General features: G+C 29.3%; 17 protein-coding genes. 5 read left to right on the top strand and 12 right to left on the bottom strand.

Annotation, left to right across the window (positions count from 1 at the left end):
* Positions 1 to 23 precede the first annotated feature (23 nt).
* Positions 24 to 593 (top strand): phosphatase PAP2 family protein, encoded by a 570-nt coding sequence (locus tag JEY78_RS07155; protein ID WP_291848765.1) that lies wholly within the window; start codon positions 24 to 26, stop codon positions 591 to 593.
* On the opposite strand, the gene JEY78_RS07150 is transcribed toward JEY78_RS07155, so the two are convergent.
* Genes JEY78_RS07150 through JEY78_RS07125 form a run of 6 tightly spaced genes read right to left on the bottom strand, consistent with a single transcriptional unit; the run spans position 583 to position 6479 of the window.
* Positions 583 to 1251 carry a hypothetical protein gene (locus JEY78_RS07150; protein ID WP_291848762.1) on the bottom strand — a complete coding sequence of 223 codons (669 nt, stop codon included), beginning with the start codon at positions 1249 to 1251 and terminating at the stop codon, positions 583 to 585. The two genes, JEY78_RS07155 and JEY78_RS07150, sit on opposite strands and share 11 nt — an antisense overlap.
* Before the next feature lie 12 nt (positions 1252 to 1263).
* Complete coding sequence (locus JEY78_RS07145; RefSeq protein ID WP_291848759.1) at positions 1264 to 2889, bottom strand: glycosyltransferase; 1626 nt, start codon at positions 2887 to 2889, stop codon at positions 1264 to 1266.
* 38 nt (positions 2890 to 2927) lie between these two features.
* Positions 2928 to 4331, bottom strand: a complete 1404-nt coding sequence (locus JEY78_RS07140) for a glycosyltransferase family 39 protein (RefSeq protein ID WP_291848724.1) — start codon at positions 4329 to 4331, stop codon at positions 2928 to 2930.
* Positions 4332 to 4333: 2 nt separating this feature from the next.
* Positions 4334 to 5080 carry a glycosyltransferase gene (locus JEY78_RS07135; protein ID WP_291848720.1) on the bottom strand — a complete coding sequence of 249 codons (747 nt, stop codon included), beginning with the start codon at positions 5078 to 5080 and terminating at the stop codon, positions 4334 to 4336.
* Between the two features lie 53 nt (positions 5081 to 5133).
* Positions 5134 to 5766 carry a lipid-A-disaccharide synthase N-terminal domain-containing protein gene (locus JEY78_RS07130; protein WP_291848717.1) on the bottom strand — a complete coding sequence of 211 codons (633 nt, stop codon included), beginning with the start codon at positions 5764 to 5766 and terminating at the stop codon, positions 5134 to 5136.
* The gene (locus JEY78_RS07125) at positions 5766 to 6479 is read right to left on the bottom strand and encodes a glycosyltransferase (RefSeq protein WP_291848714.1); all 714 of its coding nucleotides are present in this window, start codon (positions 6477 to 6479) and stop codon (positions 5766 to 5768) included. The genes JEY78_RS07130 and JEY78_RS07125 overlap by 1 nt, the downstream gene beginning before the upstream one ends.
* Positions 6480 to 6749: 270 nt before the next feature.
* On the opposite strand from JEY78_RS07125, the gene cysS reads away from it, so the two are divergent.
* From cysS to lgt, 3 genes are read left to right on the top strand one after another with little or no spacing between them, the layout of a single operon-like run.
* On the top strand, positions 6750 to 8228 hold the full coding sequence (cysS, locus tag JEY78_RS07120) for a cysteine--tRNA ligase (RefSeq protein WP_291848712.1): 1479 nt from the start codon (positions 6750 to 6752) through the stop codon (positions 8226 to 8228).
* A 10-nt stretch (positions 8229 to 8238) separates the two neighbouring features.
* Positions 8239 to 8490 (top strand): membrane protein insertion efficiency factor YidD, encoded by a 252-nt coding sequence (yidD, locus tag JEY78_RS07115; protein WP_291849230.1) that lies wholly within the window; start codon positions 8239 to 8241, stop codon positions 8488 to 8490.
* A gap of 30 nt (positions 8491 to 8520) precedes the next feature.
* Positions 8521 to 9339, top strand: a complete 819-nt coding sequence (gene lgt, locus JEY78_RS07110; RefSeq protein ID WP_291848708.1) for a prolipoprotein diacylglyceryl transferase — start codon at positions 8521 to 8523, stop codon at positions 9337 to 9339.
* A gap of 34 nt (positions 9340 to 9373) precedes the next feature.
* On the opposite strand, the gene JEY78_RS07105 is transcribed toward lgt, so the two are convergent.
* The 5 genes from JEY78_RS07105 to JEY78_RS07085 form a co-directional block, all read right to left on the bottom strand.
* Positions 9374 to 11629, bottom strand: coding sequence for a M1 family metallopeptidase (locus tag JEY78_RS07105; protein ID WP_291848705.1), 2256 nt, complete (start codon positions 11627 to 11629; stop codon positions 9374 to 9376).
* 74 nt (positions 11630 to 11703) lie between these two features.
* Complete coding sequence (locus JEY78_RS07100) at positions 11704 to 13974, bottom strand: M1 family metallopeptidase (RefSeq protein ID WP_291848702.1); 2271 nt, start codon at positions 13972 to 13974, stop codon at positions 11704 to 11706.
* A gap of 60 nt (positions 13975 to 14034) precedes the next feature.
* Positions 14035 to 14535: a DUF6702 family protein gene (locus JEY78_RS07095; RefSeq protein ID WP_291848699.1), complete on the bottom strand. Its 501-nt coding sequence runs from the start codon at positions 14533 to 14535 to the stop codon at positions 14035 to 14037.
* A 61-nt stretch (positions 14536 to 14596) separates the two neighbouring features.
* On the bottom strand, positions 14597 to 15370 hold the full coding sequence (locus JEY78_RS07090; protein ID WP_291848697.1) for a carboxypeptidase-like regulatory domain-containing protein: 774 nt from the start codon (positions 15368 to 15370) through the stop codon (positions 14597 to 14599).
* Positions 15354 to 16064, bottom strand: coding sequence for a hypothetical protein (locus JEY78_RS07085; RefSeq protein ID WP_291848694.1), 711 nt, complete (start codon positions 16062 to 16064; stop codon positions 15354 to 15356). Before JEY78_RS07085 ends, JEY78_RS07090 begins: the two co-directional genes overlap by 17 nt.
* 154 nt (positions 16065 to 16218) lie before the next feature.
* On the opposite strand from JEY78_RS07085, the gene pepE reads away from it, so the two are divergent.
* Complete coding sequence (gene pepE / locus JEY78_RS07080) at positions 16219 to 16926, top strand: dipeptidase PepE (protein ID WP_291848692.1); 708 nt, start codon at positions 16219 to 16221, stop codon at positions 16924 to 16926.
* Here the strand turns inward: pepE and JEY78_RS07075 are convergent.
* A complete protein-coding gene (locus JEY78_RS07075) occupies positions 16918 to 17637 on the bottom strand; it encodes a DUF4369 domain-containing protein (protein WP_291848689.1) in 720 nt (239 codons plus the stop codon). The genes pepE and JEY78_RS07075 overlap by 9 nt on opposite strands.

Here is a 17637-nt window from a genome sequence, read left to right as displayed (position 1 = left end):
AATAATACCTAAAAATAAACTCAATGATACATTCATTAATTGAAAAAGACATTGAATTATTTTTATACCTAAATAATTTAGGAAACATACAATGGGATAGCTTTTGGCTTATTGTAACAAATAAGTTTTCAGCTATCCCATTATATTTTTTATTGTTATATATAACCTATAAACAATTTGGACTTAAAAAAACAATGGTTTTATTGGTGTTTATTGCTGTTTTAATTTTGGTTTCCGATCAAACTAGTAACTTGTTTAAAAATGGTTTTAAACGCTTAAGACCTTGCCATAATAATGAAATAGCAAATTTATGCCGTTTAGTAGGAAATAGATGTGGTGGTTTGTATTCTTATTTTTCAGCGCACGCTGCAAATTCTATGGCAATTGCCGTGTTTTTTAGTTTAGCGCTAAAATTTAACAGTAAAATATGGATTTACTTATTATTTATTTGGGCTATTTTAGTAGGTTACAGCAGAATTTATGTAGGTGTCCACTTTCCGTTAGATATTTTAACTGGAATGTTTTTTGGAATACTTTATGGTGTTTTATGTTATAAATTATTTACAATTTTTTCCAATAGATTTATTGTTTAATATAAATGTTCTTATTTAAAGGACTTATAAAAATTAATAAAAATATTACACTAAAAGAAAGCTCGTAAATTTCCCATTTTCTATTTGAACTAATAAAAACTAATAAAAGAGTACCAACTAAAAAAGCAATGGTATAATGCCATTTTACGATTGGAACTGCAAATGTATTAGCCAAATTTTTAAACCATTCGTATTTTCTAAATAATAAAGGGGTAACTATTAAATACAAAACCAAAATAACAGTTAAAAGTTGACTGAAAATTATTTTATTTACTTTTTTACCATCTACAACCATATTGTGTAAATTGGTTTCTCCTTGGGCATTATTTTGTAAGAAATATTCTGAAGATTGCACATCAAAAATACGTTGCCCCCAAGAAATTTCTTCTCCTGCTCCAAAAAAGAACAATAAAGACATTGCTAAAATTCCAACTTTCCAAAGCATTTTTTTGTACTTGAATAATTTAAAAAAACGATACAATAACAGCATACTTGAAGCGAATAAAAATATAGCGGAGCCATTTTCAACAAAACCGTCTTCAACAGTATAAACTTCATCAAAATACGTTAAATCGGTATTTGCAAAGTAGATTCCTAATCCAAATATGATAATTAAAAATGAATATGCTAGTTTATCTATGGTTGTTAAATTTTTCATGGGATAAAAGTACTATTTTTTTGATATAATATAAAATTGTCTTATTAATCTTTCTTTCATTTTAGAACCTTCGTTTAAATTGTAGGTTTCTTTTAACTCAAGCTTATAAATATTGTTTAATTGAGATGTTATTATAGGCACATCTTCATCCATAATTAAAAGTCCGAATCTTGTTTCGTTTGGCACCTCTAATTGTCCGTTTTTGTAAATATCTTTTAGAGTTCCGTTGTAATCCCATAATAATTCTGGTGCAATTTCACCAATTGAATAGGTTTTAATGGAACTTGAATCTTCAATTAAATGCAACGAATTAATAGATTTGTATGCTACATTTTTATTTAAACTTTGTGAAATAGGCAATCCTAAACTTAAGGCCGAAATCATAAATAAAATTACCAAATAAAACACAACCTTTATATTTTTATTTCTTAAATATTTAATAATATTTACACCAATTAAAACACAAGCAACGGTTAATGCTATAAAATTAAACAGGTGATTTTTCACATCAGCTTTAAGAATAATTAATAGCGCAATTGGTAATGAAAATGAAATAAAACTGATCAATCCAAAGTTAAAATATACAGGGAAAATATCTTTCTTTAAAGATAAGTTTTTAAAATTTTGAATGATAAAATCTATGTAAATTCCAATATTAATGGCTAAAGGAATTAAAACGGGCATTAAATATCTTGGTTTCTTTTCTGGAATTAATGAGAGTAAAATAACGGCGATAAGCACCCACCAAAATGAAAATTTATATACTTTTTTGTTTTCAATTCTTTTTATCATATACGGATAAAGCAAACTAATGAGCGCAGGAATTGCCCAAATTCCAGACTGTGTAAAAAAGCTCCAATAGTAATAAAATGGCTTTACATTATAGCTTGCCCAATTTCCTGTTTCTTTTGATGCTATTTCTAAAAATGCAGCTGGATCTGCCAATCTTACATATACAAACCACCATCCGCCAATTAGAACGGAAAGAATTAATAAAATAATTATTGGAAAAATTTTAGTCTTAATCTCTTTAAACTTAAAAACAATTCCATAAGAAATTAAGAAAGGTAAAAATACTGCAAATAAGGATACCGGACCTTTACTTAATATTGATAATCCTATAAAAAAGGCGGACAACATTACATTTCTCCAAACAGTTTTTCTTTCTTCAAAAAGCAGGAATAAAAAGTAAATTCCACCAAGCATAAAGCCGTGCGTATAAATATCCCACGGAGCTTCATTTATAATTGCAAAAACGTAAAAAGACGTGATTACAATTAATGCATTGTAAAAACTTTGAAGTTTTGTTAGGTTTAATTTTAACGAAAGAAAATATAAAAACACACCTAATACTAACACCATTAATGCTGCAGGCAGACGTAACGCAAAAATTGAGTTAATGCCAAACAACAAGCCAGAAACAGCACTCAGCCAAGTTGGTAACGGTGGTTTTTGATAACGCGCTTCACCATTCATGGTAGTTAAAAGCCAATTATGATCGTGCACCATTTCCCGAGCAGTAATAAAATTACGAGCTTCCATAATTGTTACACTTGGAACATCTAAATGAACCAATAGCATTAAAACTATAACTATGGATAATACTAGAATAGGATTTTTTTCAATTGTTTTAAGCATTCTATAACAGGTTTAAAATCAATTATATAAATAAAATGTTATTTTTTAAATAGGTACATTCCATTTTTATTGTTTTTATCAATCTCTTGTAAAGATTTTACATAAACAGGATCCATTTTTTTGAATCTTTTATGAGGAATAATTATTAAAAAGGAATTATCGGTGTTAAAGTGAGTTGTTAGTGCTTGTTCATTTTCAATGACTTTTATTTTTCCTTTGGAATAAAACTGACTAGAATAACTCTTGTCTTGCCAATAAAATAATGGTATGTTTTTATCGGGAATATTTTCAATAATATGTTTATCAGAATTAATATAAAACTCACTTTTTGATGTGAATTGCATTCCTATAAATATTAGTAAAGCAATTCCTGGAAATATTAATGAAATATAAATAATTCGTTTTATATTTTTAAATTCTTCCCACCAATAGGTTATTAATAAGGCAATTGGCACCATTACTGGCATAATGTACGGGTGAATTAAACTTTTAGAAATGGTAAAAAATCCGGGAGTCCACAACAACCAAAGCAATAAAAATAGTACCCATTTATCTTTTAAAATAGATAGTTTTTTTTGCCAAACTTTTTGAATAACTAACAGAATCCAAGGAATTGCAAAGGCTATTAAAAATAACCAAATCATTCCCATAGGTTGTGATTTTGGAAAACCATACATATCACCTTTCCAGCTTGAATCAAAAAAGCGTTTAAAGTGTTCACCTACAATAAAATAATCTATAAATCCAGGTGTTTTTAGTTCTGCTAAATAATACCACGGAGCTGCAATTATTACAAATAAAAGAATCCCTAAGAACCAATTGAAGTTTTTCCAAACTGTTTTATATTCTTTAAAAAAGACCATCCAAACAAATATTGGAGGCGCAGTAAGGATAAAAATAATAGGGCCTTTAGCGAGCATTCCCAATCCTAAACCTATAAAAAATACGTATTTCCATAAGTGATTTTCTGTTGTTTTAACCGCTTCCCAAAATGAAATCATAACCAGCGTAACACAAAATGCCAACGCTGTATCTGTTGATACAACTCCAGTATGAATGAGGAATTCTGGAATAGTCAATAAAACAAAAGCAGGGATAAAAAAGTCTAGTTTTTTTTCTTTGGCATATCTGCCAATTAATAAAAGTACTAAAACGTTCAGTAGTAAATATGGAAACCGTACGGCAAATTCGTTTTCTCCAAAAACTTTAATACTTAATGCAGACAACCAAGTTGATAATGGTGGTTTTGCCCAAAAGGGTACATGATAATCTATTTGAGGCGTTACAAAATCGTTAGTTTCAGCCATTATTCTGGCAATTTCCGCATAACGTGCCTCCGTTTTGTCCATTAAAGGAATGGAATAATTTAACACAACTCTAAATAACAGCAATGCAATAACTAAAAGCGTAAAAGATGATATTTTTTTTGAAAACAAGCTCATAATTAAGAATTGGTTTTATAAGTTTTGCCTATTTTAAATAAATCGAACCATAATTTAAAAAAATAGGTGAATTGAACTTTCGATTCTCCAATATCAATCCATTTTTTTAAGGGTATTTCTCTGCAAATTTCCGCAATTTTTTCTCGTCCATAGATAGCAATAATTCTATGAAATAATTCAACATCAAACAACCATTTAGAAATAAATTTTTGTTGAAATATTTTTTTTGCTAATTCATTTTCAATGATTTTACATCCACATTGGGTATCGTACACTGTAACGCCTAATTGATGAGATATTGCTGTAGCAATAATTCTGCCAATATAAAAACGATAGGTTTTTCGATCTATTTGATTGTCAATTTTTGAAATTCTTGATCCAAAAGCAAACAATACTTTTGAATGTATTTGCGTACTAATTTCAACACATTCCTCTATAGAAGTGGCCAAATCAGCATCTATATATGCAATGCTTTTTTGATTAAAATGTTTGCTACAATGTAAAACTCCGGTTCTAACGGCTTCGGCTTTTCCACCATTTTTTTCTGTAGAAATTATTTCAATAGCGGTTGGAAAATTATTTTTTAAAGTGTGTAAAACTTCAAGTGTATTATCTTTTGAGCCATCATCAACAAAGCAAAGTAATACGTTTAATTGCTTATTTAAAAATAAAGATATTTGTGCAACATCTAATCTTTTTCCTTCATTATAACAAGGTATTACAATTGATAATTCTACTTGTTCCGCCATTTAGTATGTTGTTAACTATAATTATATTAGCAAGTAAATATATAAACTTAAATTTAAGTATTCATTTTTATTTCATTCCTAGAAATCATAATATTTCTAAAATAAATAATGGAACCCATTAAATGGCCAATTAATAAAACAGGATCTTTTCTTAAAATTGCATAAAATAAAATAAGAATGGAACCTATTAAACTAAGCAGCCAAAAACCAATTGGTAAAATAGATTGTTTATTTTTTTCTGAATAAATCCATTGATAAATAAAACGCAATGTAAATATTACTTGCGCAACAATTCCTAAAATTAATAACCAAGTGGGAATGGCTTCATTTTTTAATAATTTATCTACATCATATGAATTATTATTGTAGGAGTAAATAACAATTAAAACTGGAAATATCCATAGGAAAAAACGCGCAGATTTTGGTGTTTTTTGCCATTCACCTTGCAATTGTAAGTTTCTGATATAAATAAAATAAGTTAAGGCTTGCCCAAGCATAATGGCGAAATCTTCTCTTAAATACCCATAAACAAATAATAAAAATGATGCTAATAAACTTAACCACCAAAATAGGGTAGGCGTTAAAACCTTTTTACTTTTTTCCGATAAAATCCATTGTAAAATAAGCCTTCCAGAAAATAAAAGTTGAGCTATAAAACCAACGCTATAAATTATCCAGTTACTCATTAACCTTTGTTTGCAATATTATAATTTATGTATTTCTTTTTCATCCATACATATGCAAAACAATCTACTAAAGGTCCTAATAAACGATTCCATAAACCATATTTAGCAACTCCTGCAATTCTTGGAAAATGTTGTACAGGTATTTGTTTAATTCTGCCATTTTGTAATAAAATCATAGCAGGTAAAAAACGATGTAAACCTTTAAACATTGGAATATTTTTGGCGAAATCTGTTTTAATAACTTTTAACGGACAGCCAGTGTCATCCATTCCATCGTGTGTAAATGCTCGTCTAATTCCGTTCGCTATTGTTGACGACATATTTTTAACAAACGAATCTTTTCTATTAGCTCTCACTCCAGTAACCAATTCGTAGTTTTCTATTGCTGCTAATAATAAATTAAAATCTTCAGGAGCCGTTTGTAAATCGGAATCAATATAACCAACTAACTCGGTGTCAGTATGTTTAAATCCTGCAGCGATAGCGGCACTTAAACCACAATTTTTTTCGAAATTTATAAAGCTGAAATCTGAATTTCCAGCACAAATTTCTTCAATTAATTGCTGACTTTTATCTTTACTGCCATCATTTACAAATAAAATTTTTGTTTTTTTTGTGGCAATTTTTATATAGTTAGAAAGCTCTTGCTCAACGCGTTTAAGATTGTCTTCCTCGTTAAAAACAGGAACAATAATGGTAAATTCGTACGTCATTATTTTTCAATAATTTTTATGAATTGGATTTTTCAAAATTTATGTAAAATTAGAATAATTATATTACATAAATGTAACACAGCGCAAAAGTTTTGAATTTATAGATTTAGTAGTGAAAGTGGGTTGAATTAAATAAAAATATAAAACCTAATATCTTGTTTTTAAGTGTTTCATAAATACCATTTGTTCACATAATTTTTAATAAAAGTTTAAATTTTTCCATTACGTAATTGTTATTATCTTTACCACTTTAAATTCAAGCAGTAATTAATGGAATTATACAAAACAAATCAGTTAAAAATATACAACTCATTAAGTAAATCTAAGGAGTTATTTGTGCCAATTGTTGAAGGAAATGTAGGAATGTATGTATGTGGACCAACAGTATATAGTAACGTGCATTTAGGAAATGTAAGAACTTTTATGTCTTTCGATTTAATTTTCCGTTATTTAAAACATTTGGGATATAAAGTTCGCTATGTTCGTAATATTACCGATGCAGGTCATTTAGAAAATGATGCAGACGTAGGTGAAGATAGAATTGCTAAAAAAGCACGTTTAGAACAAATTGAACCCATGGAAGTGGTACAACGGTATACGGTTGATTTTCATAATATTCTTCAAAAAATAAATAATTTACCACCAAGTATTGAACCAACAGCCACTGGACATATTGTAGAACAAATTGAAATAATTAAAGATATTTTAAACAAAGGGTTGGCTTATGAAATAAATGGATCGGTTTATTTTGATGTGTTAAAATACAATGAAACTGAACATTACGGAATACTTTCTGGTAGAAATATTGAAGATTCTATTCATAATACAAGAGAACTTGACGGACAAAGTGATAAGAAAAATCCACAAGATTTTGCACTTTGGAAAAAAGCGGAGCCACAACACATTATGCGTTGGCCTTCTCCTTGGAGCGATGGTTTTCCTGGTTGGCATTTAGAGTGTACAGCAATGAGTACAAAGTATTTAGGGGAAACTTTTGATATTCACGGTGGTGGAATGGATTTAAAATTTCCACATCACGAATGTGAAATTGCACAATCGCAAGTTAAAAATAAAGTGAAACCTGTAAATTATTGGTTGCACGCTAATATGTTGATATTAAACGGAATGAAGATGGCGAAATCAACAGGGAATTATATTTTACCTGATGAAATTTTTACTGGCGATAATAAAATATTGCCAAAAGCATTTTCACCAAGTGCTACTCGTTTTTTTATGTTACAAGCACATTACAGAAGTATTTTAGATTTTACAAGTGCAGGAATTGAAGCTTCAGAAAAAGGTTATTTGAAATTAATGGAAGCGGTTAATAGTTTAAGCAAAATTGAAGCATCTAAAGCATCTTCAATTGATATAAATTCTTGGAAACAAAAATGTTACGACGCTTTAAATGATGATTTTAACAGTCCAATTTTAATTGCAAATTTATTTGAAGCAGTAAAATATGTAAATTTGTTAATTGATAAAAAAGAAACATTAACAGCAGATGATTTGCAGAATTTTAAAATAACCATAAATGCGTTTGTTTTTGATGTCTTAGGTTTAAAAAATGATATGCAAGAAGATTCTTCTGATAAATTATCGGGTGTTGTTGAATTGTTAATCACCATGAGAAAAGAGGCCAGAGATAATAAAGATTGGGCATTATCTGATAAAATTAGAGATGAATTGGCCGTTTTAGGAATTCAATTAAAAGATGGTAAAGAGGGAACAACTTTTTCAGTAAACTAATTTGAAAAGTATATCAAAAATAGTAGCAATACCGTTTATTTGGTTGGTTCGTTTTTACCAAGCAGCAATTTCGCCATATACACCAGCTAGTTGTAGGTATTCACCTACGTGCTCTAGTTATACGTTAGAAGCGCTACAAAAACACGGTGTTTTTAAAGGAGGTTGGCTAGCTCTAAAACGAATTGGAAGTTGTCATCCTTGGGGTGGAAGTGGCTTTGATCCGGTTCCAGATAAAATTGAGAAAAAAGAAACATCAAAATAATTAGTACAATTAATAATAAAATAAAAAATAATGACATTACTTCAAATAGATTGGAATCCAGCACCAGAAATTTTTAAAATTGGTTCTTTTGCTTTACGTTATTATAGCTTAATGTTTGTAATAGCATTTATGTTAGGGTTACATTTAATGAAGAAAATTTTTATAAATGATAAAATTCCTATTGAAAAGTTAGATTCACTCTTTATTTATGTAGTTATTGCTACACTGATAGGAGCTAGACTTGGACATTTTTTATTTTATGATCCAGAGTTTTTATTGAGAAAACCATTAGAAGTTATTTTACCATTCCGTTTTTCTCCAAAGTTTGAATTTACTGGTTTTGCTGGTTTAGCAAGTCACGGAGCGGCCATTGGAATTATAACAGCTTTATATTTTTATAGCAAAAAAGTATTAAAAGAACCATTATTATATATTTTAGATAGAGTAGCTATTCCTGTTGCTATTGCTGGAGTTTTTATAAGAATTGGGAATTTAATGAATTCTGAAATTATTGGTAAACCTACCAATTCAGATTTTGGATTTGTATTTAAAAGATTGGGTGAAGATTTTCCGCGTCATCCTGCACAATTATATGAAGCATTTTGTTACTTAATTATTTTTGGAATATTAATGTTTGTGTATTGGAAAACAGATAAAAAGCAAAAGCTTGGGTATATTTTCGGATTGTTTTTTGCATTACTTTGGTCGGCCAGATTTATGGTTGAATTCTTTAAGGAAAAGCAAGTTGAAGGTGGTGAAAATTGGATTTTAGGATTAAATACGGGACAAATTTTAAGTATTCCTTTAATTATTATAGGACTCTATTTTATGTTTCGAAAAAAAGAATAAATAAAAAAAACCGCTCATTTGAGCGGTTTTTTTTTTATCCTTTAATTTGATTTCTTTTAAATTCTTCAAATTGTGTTTCAGTTGTTTTAGGCCAGCTATTATTACTTGTATCTACATCGGCAGTTTCTTCATCTGGATCTACAGTAATTTTTACAATTGTTTTACTAGACGGGAAAACTTTTGTCACTTCAGCATCATTTAATCGCCAAATTTCAGCTGGATATTGTTTGCGTTCTTTGGATCCATCTTCGTATTCAAATTCTACAATTATTGGCATTACTAACCCTCCGGGTTTATCAAAAGTTAATTCGTAAAAATACTTTGGAGATTTTAAAGTAGCTTTTTCTTCTGCAGTAAAATTTTGTTCAATATAGGTATTTAAAACGCTATAATCTTCTGGTTTTTTTCCTTTTAATTCTTCGGAATATTCTTTACTGTCTTCAGAAACTAAATATAAAGATGGTGGCAATTGTTCTATAGTTATTCCATATCTTTTTGCTAAGTTTTCAGCTTGTTCAGTTGGTTTGTCGGTTATATGGTATTTTTTAACTTCTTTAATACCAATATCATTATTATCTGTTGTAAAAAACCAGCCTCTCCAAAACCAATCTAAATCCATTGCAGAAGCATCTTCCATAGATCTAAAAAAATCTGCAGGTTTTGGGTGTTTAAATTTCCATCTATTTGCATACGTTTTAAAAGCAAAATCAAACAACTCAGGTCCCATAATGGTATGTCGTAACATCCAAAGTCCGGCAGCTGGTTTTGCATAGGCATTGTTTCCAAATTCATACAAATCTTCACCTTCCGACATAATTGGAGATAATTGTGATTGATCACCTTTCATATACTCCACAATATTTTTTGGTAAACCTCTGTTTAGTGGATAATTTTCTTCATAATCTTGTTGTGCTAACATTTGCACAAAAGAATTTAAACCTTCATCCATCCACGTCCATTTGCGCTCATCAGAATTAATAATCATTGGAAAAAAGTTATGACCAACTTCGTGAATAGTTACGCCAATCATTCTATATTTTGTACGATCATTATAAGTTCCATCTGGATTTGGTCTTCCTGGATTAAAACAAATTTGCGGATATTCCATTCCCATTTGTCCATCAACAGAAATGGCTTTGTGGTACGGATAATCAAATGTATGTTTAGAATATGTTTTTAGTGTTTGCGCTGTAGCTCTGGTAGAATGATCGCCATATAATGGATTGGCTTCTTTTGAATAATAAGAATATGCCATTACAGTTCTTCCATTAATATCAACGGCCATGGCATCCCAAATAAATTTACGAGAACTTGCAAACGCATAATCACGCACATTTTCTGCATAAAATTTCCAAGTTTTGGTTTCTTTAATGTTGGTTTTTTCTATTTCAGTAGCTTCTTCTTGCGTTACAATTATAACTGGTTTTTTAAAAGATTTTCTTGCTTCAGCCAATCTTTTTTGTTGCGTTTTGGTGAGAACTTCACTTTCATTTTTTAAAACGCCTGTTGCACCTAACATATGATCTTTTGGGGTGGTTATGTTTACTTCATAATTTCCAAATTCTAATGCAAATTCACTTCTGCCATAAAATTGCTTATTTTGCCAACCTTCAACATTATTGTAAACACATAATCTTGGAAAAAATTGAGCAATTACATAACTGTTATTTCCATCTTCAGGAAAGTGTTCAAAACCAGATCTTCCTCCTTGTGTAACGTGGTTATTGATGTTGTACCACCATTTTATTTTAAAAGAAAACGTACTGCCAGAAGCTAATGGCTTGTCTAAATTTAAACGCATCATTGTTTCATTAATATGATAGGATGCATTGCTACCATCAATATTTTTAACAAAATCAATTTTAAAACCACCATTAAAAGGTGCTTGCATATATTTTTTTGAAAATTGTTCAGGAGAGTAGAGTGTTCCAACATTTTCATTTCTTAAATCGGGTGTTTTGGAATCTGGAGCTCTCATATTTTGATCGAGCTGAACCCAAAGATATTCTAAGCTGTCCTTTGAATTATTGTGATATGTAATTGTTTCTTCACCATAAATTCGTTGGTTTTCATCATCCAAAATAATATCCATTTTATAGTCTACTTGCTGTTGCGAATATTCATATCCAGGTGCACCAGATGCATTATGTTCAGTATTTGGTGTTGGTAACTCTTCATCTAATTGTTTAAACTTACTGATGTTGTAATGTCCTTTTTTCTTGATTTCTTGGGAAAAGGAGAGATTTAAACTTATTAAAAGTAATAATGTGATGGAAATAAATTTTTTCATAAGTAGTCATAATTAATTTTCTAAAGTAGTGAAAAGGTTGAAATAAAAAAAGCCACTCATAGAGTGGCTTACTATTATCCTTTTATTTGATTTTTTTTGAAGTTATCAAATTGTGTTTCGGTGTTTTTTGGCCAGCTGTTGTTGCTTGTATCAACATCGGCTGTTTCTTCATCAGGATCTATTGTTATTTTACTAATTACTTTGCTTGATGGAAAAACTTTTGTTACTTCATTATCATTTAATCTCCAAATTTCAGCTGGATATTGTTTGCGTTCTTTAGAGCCATCTTCATATTCAAACTCTACAATTATTGGCATTACTAAATCTCCTGGTTTATCAAAAACTAATTCGTAAAAATACTTTGGAGCTTTTAAAGTTGCTTTTTCTTCTGCAGAAAAATTATCTTGTAAATAGTTATTTAATACGGTGTAATCTTCAGGTTTTTTACCTTTTAAATCATCGGTATATTCTTTACTATCTTCTGAAACTAAATATAAAGATGGAGGTAATTGATCTACAGTAATTCCATATCTTTTTGCTAAATTTTCGGCTTGTTCAGTTGGTTTATCAGTAACGTGGTATTTTTTTACTTCTTTAATTCCTATATCATTATTGCCTGTTGTATAAAACCAGCCTCTCCAAAACCAGTCTAAATCCATAGCAGAAGCATCTTCCATAGTTCTAAAGAAATCAGCAGGAGTTGGGTGTTTAAATTTCCAGCGTTTTGCGTAGGTTTTAAAGGCGTGATCAAACATTTCAGGCCCCATAATAGTTTGGCGTAACATAAATAATCCAGCAGCAGGTTTTGCATACGCATTTGAACCAAAATTAAAAACATTGTCACCTTGCGTCATAATTGGAGATAATTGATCTTGATCTCCAGACATATAGCCAACAATATTTTTTGGATATTTAGATAACGGAAACAACTCTGGATCGTATTTATATTCTGCTAATATTTCAACAAAAGAGTTAATACCTTCATCCATCCACGTCCATTCACGTTCATCGGAATTCACAATCATAGGAAAAAAGTTGTGACCAACTTCGTGTGTAATTACACCAATCATTCCTTTTTTAGTTCTATCATTATATTTTCCATTTTCATCTGGTCGTCCGCCATTCCAACAAATCATTGGGTATTCCATTCCTTGGCGTTCAGCATTTATAGAAGTTGCGTGTGGATACGGATAATCAAAAGTACTTTCAGAATATACTTTCAAAGTATTTGCAATCACACGTGTTGAATGTTCTTCCCATAAGGGATTTCCTTCTTTTGGATATAAGGAATAAGCCATAACAGTTTTTCCATTAAAATCTACAGCCATTGCATCCCAAATAAATTTTCTTGATGATGAAAATGCAAAATCACGCACATTTTCTGCATAAAATTTCCAGGTTTTAGTTGCTGTATTTTTACTTTTTTCAGCTTCAAGCGCTTCTTCTGGAGTGACAATAAAAACAGGTTTATCAAACGATGTTTTTGAACTTTCGTATCTTTTATTTTGCTCTTTTGTAAATACTTCTTTTGGGTTTTGAATAACGCCTGTTGCGTTTAATATGTGATCTTTTGGCGTTGTAATTGAAACATCATAATTTCCAAATTCTAAAGCAAATTCACTACGTCCCCAAAATTGTAAATTTTGCCAACCCTTTACATTATTGTAAACTGCTAGGCGAGGAAAAAACTGCGCAATAATATATAAATTATTGCCATCAGGAAATGGCTCATAACCAGATCTTCCTCGGTCTGCCATATAATCATTAATATTATACCACCATTTTATGTTGAAAATAAATTTTTCTCCAGCTGCTAATGGTTTCGGTAAATCTACACGCATCATGGTGAAATTAATCATATAGCTAAGTGGATTTCCATTCACATCTTTTATATAATCAATATTAAAACCTCCTTGAAAAGGTTTTCCCATAAACATTTTAGTAAATTTTGCTGGCGTATATAATGCATCTGGTCCGCCGCCACTAACATCATTTGTTTTAGAGTTTGGAGCGCGCATATTTTGATCTAATTGCACCCATAAATAGTCTAATGCATCTTTAGAATTATTGTGATACGTAATGGTTTCTTCTCCAAATATTTTTTGATTTTCATCATCTAAAATAATAGTCATTTTATAATCAACTTGCTGCTGGGTATATTCATAACCAGGCGCTCCGGAAGCCATGTGTTGCTTATTTGGAGTTGGCAATTCTTCGTCTAGTTGTTTAAATTTACTACTATTGTAGTGACCTTTTTGTCTAACTTTTTCTTGTGTATTTTCTTGAGCAAAAAGGGTAGAGGATAAGAATACTAAAGATAGTATTGCTAATGTAATTTTTTTCATTTTTGAAGCTAATAGGATTTACATTCGAAAATAATTCATTTTAACAGAAAAGTGCTTTTTTTATTGAAATTTTAACAAACCTTTCACATTACTTTTAGTTAAATAAAATGTTTTGTTGAATTTCTTTACTTTTATTTTAATAATGTTTTGTTGATCTTCAAAATCTTTAATAAGACAAGTGTTTTCAATTTCTATAGAATTTAGTTTTTGAACGTTTGGGATTTCTAAATAAAAACGCACCAAATCATCATCATATTCTTTTCCTATAAATTGATATTGTGCTGGTTTTTGATTGATGGTAAATTTTAAATGTTTGTGAAGGTAATCTTCATAAATTTCTTGAATGTTTTTAGCTTCTTTGTTGGTAGCTAAAAAAAAATCTTTTTTATGCTCGTTATTTAAGGTAATTTCCAAATCATCAATAAAATGACTGATAATTATTTGAACAGATTTTTTTTCTTCAACATATTCAACTTCACACAAACTGATGTAATATTTGTGTACAGAGAAGGCCAATAAAGGAGCTATGATAAGTAGTATTACATATTTTTGGTATTTCATAAATTCTTTTTTGCTAATTAACAAAAAGCGTTCCATATAATTCAAATGGGTTATCAAAAAACTACTGTTTTTTTATTTCTAAAAACTTTTTGCTTTGAAGTACTATAAAATTTTTGGTGGTAAACTCATCACTTAAATAGTATTCTTTTAAGCCATTATCATTGCAGAAATCTATAAATAAATACACATCATTTTTATGGATATTTAAACCTTTTGTGAAAAATTCTTCACCGTATTTATCAAGTATAGTATTGGAGAAATTTTGTTGAAGTTGCACCATTTTTTTTTCTTCTTTTTTGCGCTCTCTTGATTTTTCGAAAATGATATCTGAAATTAAAGTAATAACTCCCAATATATTACCCGTGTTACTTCCAGCAGGACTTGTTGGGTCTGTTAAATTTCGTGCATTTGGAGCTGCCTTTAAATCTATTTCATCTTTTTCAAAAATAGCATCTTTTGGAAGTGCAACTTTACCAAAATCTAATCGTACTTTTTGTTCAATAGCAATTTCATCTAATTCATTTAAACCGGGTTCTAAAAAAATTATTATTTGTTTTGTTTTTAAGTGGTTTAAGGATATTGCAATAATTCTTGTTTTATAATTTATGGAAGAAAACTGAATAGAATCTCCTTCGGAAACATGCATAGTAAATTCACCGTTAGCATTGCTTGAGGTTCCTAAATTTTTAGTTTTGTTTATGATGTTAATATCTTGTAATACAGTAGCTTCGGACTTAACAATTCCATGTATTGCTTCTTGTTGTTGCGCATACGTAGTTGATAAAACAACCATAAAAAAAAGGGCAATACTTACGTTCTTATTCTTTAATGGCATTATAAGGAATGCTCTCATCCTTAAATATATCAATAACCTCAAATAATCTTTTTTCATAGTATTTTTTTATAACATCTCTATATTCACAGTAATTAATAAAGTTATCAATTTTTTCTTCAGGAATGTTTAATTTTTCAGTAAAAAATTTAATTCCTAATTCTCTTCTAATTTTTATAGGAAACTCTTTTAATTTGGCAATTTCACGTTTTAAGCGTTGTTCTTTTTCATAGGCAAAATTTGGAATGGATACCGTTGGCGGTAACGGCTTAAACGGACCTACAAAAGGAGCGCTTTTTGGACCGTGAATATCTGGGCCTAAATCCTTTTTTAAATCTGCTTTTGTAAATGAAAATGTGTGAGTAGGAATGGTATCTTTTGGTTTATTTTTAATATCATACGCTAAATTACCTGTTAAGCCAACAAAGACTTCTTTTAATTGAGTTATTGAAGGAATTAAAAAAATAGTTATATTTTTTGATTGGAGCATTGTTTCAGTCACCTTTATTTTTTTTGATTCAAATTCAATGGAAGAAAATAATATGGAATCGTTTAGTTTTGCAGTAATTTCAAAATCTCCATAATCGTTACAAACTGTGCCCACATAACTATTTAAGTTTATAATGTTCACATCTCTAACCTTATTTAAATTGCAATAAATTTTACCATTTAATTTAAACGGTTTGTTTTGTGCCATGCAATTACTGGCAATTAATATGAAAAATAATAGATTGGTTAGTCTCAATTTCATTTAACAAAGAAAGTTGATGAAATCTTAAATTTATATTAATGCTGTTGTAAACTTTTGTTAAATAGTATTTGTTTGCTACATTTGATAAAAACCTTTTAGGATGAAAAAATTATTGATTGCCAGCACATCAACAGTACACGGAAAGGGCTATTTAGAATATATTTTACCAGAACTTTCTGTTTTTTTTAAAGGTGTACAAGAAATTTTATTTATTCCGTATGCGCGACCAAGTGGATTATCGCATGAAGATTATACGGCAAAGGTGCAAGAAGCATTTCAAAAAATAAATATAAAGGTGAAAGGAATTCACGAATTTAAAAATCCAATTGATGCTGTAAATAATGCAAAAGGTATTTTTACTGGTGGAGGAAACACATTTTTGTTGGTTTTTGAATTATACGACCATAAATTAATGTCTACAATTAAAAATGTAGTTGAAAATGGAACTCCTTATTTTGGAACAAGTGCAGGTAGTAATGTTACGGGTTTGACTATGCAAAATACCAATGATATGCCTATCATTTACCCTAAAAGTTTTATTACTTTTGGCTTTGTAAGGTTTAATATTAATCCACATTTCTTAGATCCAGACTTAAATTCTACACATATGGGTGAAACTAGAGAAACGCGTATTAATGAGTATCATACAATTAATGAAACGCCAGTTTTAGGTTTGCGAGAAGGTAGTTGGTTACTGGTAAATGGTAATAAAGTAATTCTAAAAGGAAAACTACATGCACGTTTGTTTCAAGCTAAAAAACAAGCTGTTGAATTAGCTACAGAAACTGATTTAAGTTTTTTAATGTAATTTTAAAAATGAAGCAATTATTTGAGCATCAGGTGAATGCTTAACTTCTTCTGATAATAATTGATAACTTTCTTTTATTTTAAAGGTATCTATTGTTGAAGTTTTTAATTGATCGCTTAATAGGATGGGAGCAATAAATGAGTTTTTATTTTTCTCAATAAATTGAAAGCTAAATACTTGAAATTCTTTTTCAATAGATTTCATTTGGTGGCCAATTTCCGTTAATTTTTCAACGTCATTTTCAAGTCTAGCTTTTTGAAATCTTGGATATAAATAGTCTATTTTTCTAAATATTGATTTTGAAATTTTTTTATATTCATCAAGCTTTGAATTTAGGGGAGAACCAATTATTATGGGATCATTAATTTGCTCTGTATTTACACTAATTTGGATGGGTAAATTTTCTAAAATTAGAATTGTTTTTGATGCATACGTATCAAAAGTTAAAGCAAAACGTTCAGGATATTCAACAATACCCTGAACGCTAAATTTATTGTTTTCAATTTTTGCTGAATCTATTTGATAAATGGTATTACCAATAATTTTATTTAAATAAACTTTAGAAGCCTCACCATTTATTAATTCTCCTTCTAATGTAAAACCTTTTGTAAAATTGTTAATAGTACTTGTTGTCTTTTTAGTAACATCATTTTTATTGTTGCAACTTATAAGAATAAAAAAACAACTTAAAATAATTAAACAATTTTTCAT

The sequence above is a fragment of the Lutibacter sp. genome (assembly GCF_016342705.1).
In the GTDB taxonomy this organism is placed as follows: domain Bacteria; phylum Bacteroidota; class Bacteroidia; order Flavobacteriales; family Flavobacteriaceae; genus Lutibacter.
Note: the sequence above shows the minus strand (reverse complement) of the source record. Positions and strands in the feature narration are given on the sequence as shown.

What these genes read in the sequence shown, in the direction of transcription:
- JEY78_RS07155 (WP_291848765.1), top strand. Translation starts at nt 24, where the DNA reads ATGATACATTCATTAATTGAAAAAGACATTGAATTATTTTTATACCTA.
- JEY78_RS07140 (WP_291848724.1), bottom strand. Translation starts at nt 4,331, where the DNA reads ATGAGCTTGTTTTCAAAAAAAATATCATCTTTTACGCTTTTAGTTATT.
- JEY78_RS07125 (WP_291848714.1), bottom strand. Translation starts at nt 6,479, where the DNA reads ATGACGTACGAATTTACCATTATTGTTCCTGTTTTTAACGAGGAAGAC.
- lgt (WP_291848708.1), top strand. Translation starts at nt 8,521, where the DNA reads ATGACATTACTTCAAATAGATTGGAATCCAGCACCAGAAATTTTTAAA.
- JEY78_RS07095 (WP_291848699.1), bottom strand. Translation starts at nt 14,535, where the DNA reads ATGAAATACCAAAAATATGTAATACTACTTATCATAGCTCCTTTATTG.
- pepE (WP_291848692.1), top strand. Translation starts at nt 16,219, where the DNA reads ATGAAAAAATTATTGATTGCCAGCACATCAACAGTACACGGAAAGGGC.
- JEY78_RS07090 (WP_291848697.1), bottom strand. Translation starts at nt 15,370, where the DNA reads ATGCCATTAAAGAATAAGAACGTAAGTATTGCCCTTTTTTTTATGGTT.
- JEY78_RS07130 (WP_291848717.1), bottom strand. Translation starts at nt 5,766, where the DNA reads ATGAGTAACTGGATAATTTATAGCGTTGGTTTTATAGCTCAACTTTTA.
- JEY78_RS07075 (WP_291848689.1), bottom strand. Translation starts at nt 17,637, where the DNA reads ATGAAAAATTGTTTAATTATTTTAAGTTGTTTTTTTATTCTTATAAGT.
- JEY78_RS07085 (WP_291848694.1), bottom strand. Translation starts at nt 16,064, where the DNA reads ATGGCACAAAACAAACCGTTTAAATTAAATGGTAAAATTTATTGCAAT.
- JEY78_RS07100 (WP_291848702.1), bottom strand. Translation starts at nt 13,974, where the DNA reads ATGAAAAAAATTACATTAGCAATACTATCTTTAGTATTCTTATCCTCT.
- JEY78_RS07150 (WP_291848762.1), bottom strand. Translation starts at nt 1,251, where the DNA reads ATGAAAAATTTAACAACCATAGATAAACTAGCATATTCATTTTTAATT.
- cysS (WP_291848712.1), top strand. Translation starts at nt 6,750, where the DNA reads ATGGAATTATACAAAACAAATCAGTTAAAAATATACAACTCATTAAGT.
- JEY78_RS07145 (WP_291848759.1), bottom strand. Translation starts at nt 2,889, where the DNA reads ATGCTTAAAACAATTGAAAAAAATCCTATTCTAGTATTATCCATAGTT.
- JEY78_RS07105 (WP_291848705.1), bottom strand. Translation starts at nt 11,629, where the DNA reads ATGAAAAAATTTATTTCCATCACATTATTACTTTTAATAAGTTTAAAT.
- JEY78_RS07135 (WP_291848720.1), bottom strand. Translation starts at nt 5,080, where the DNA reads ATGGCGGAACAAGTAGAATTATCAATTGTAATACCTTGTTATAATGAA.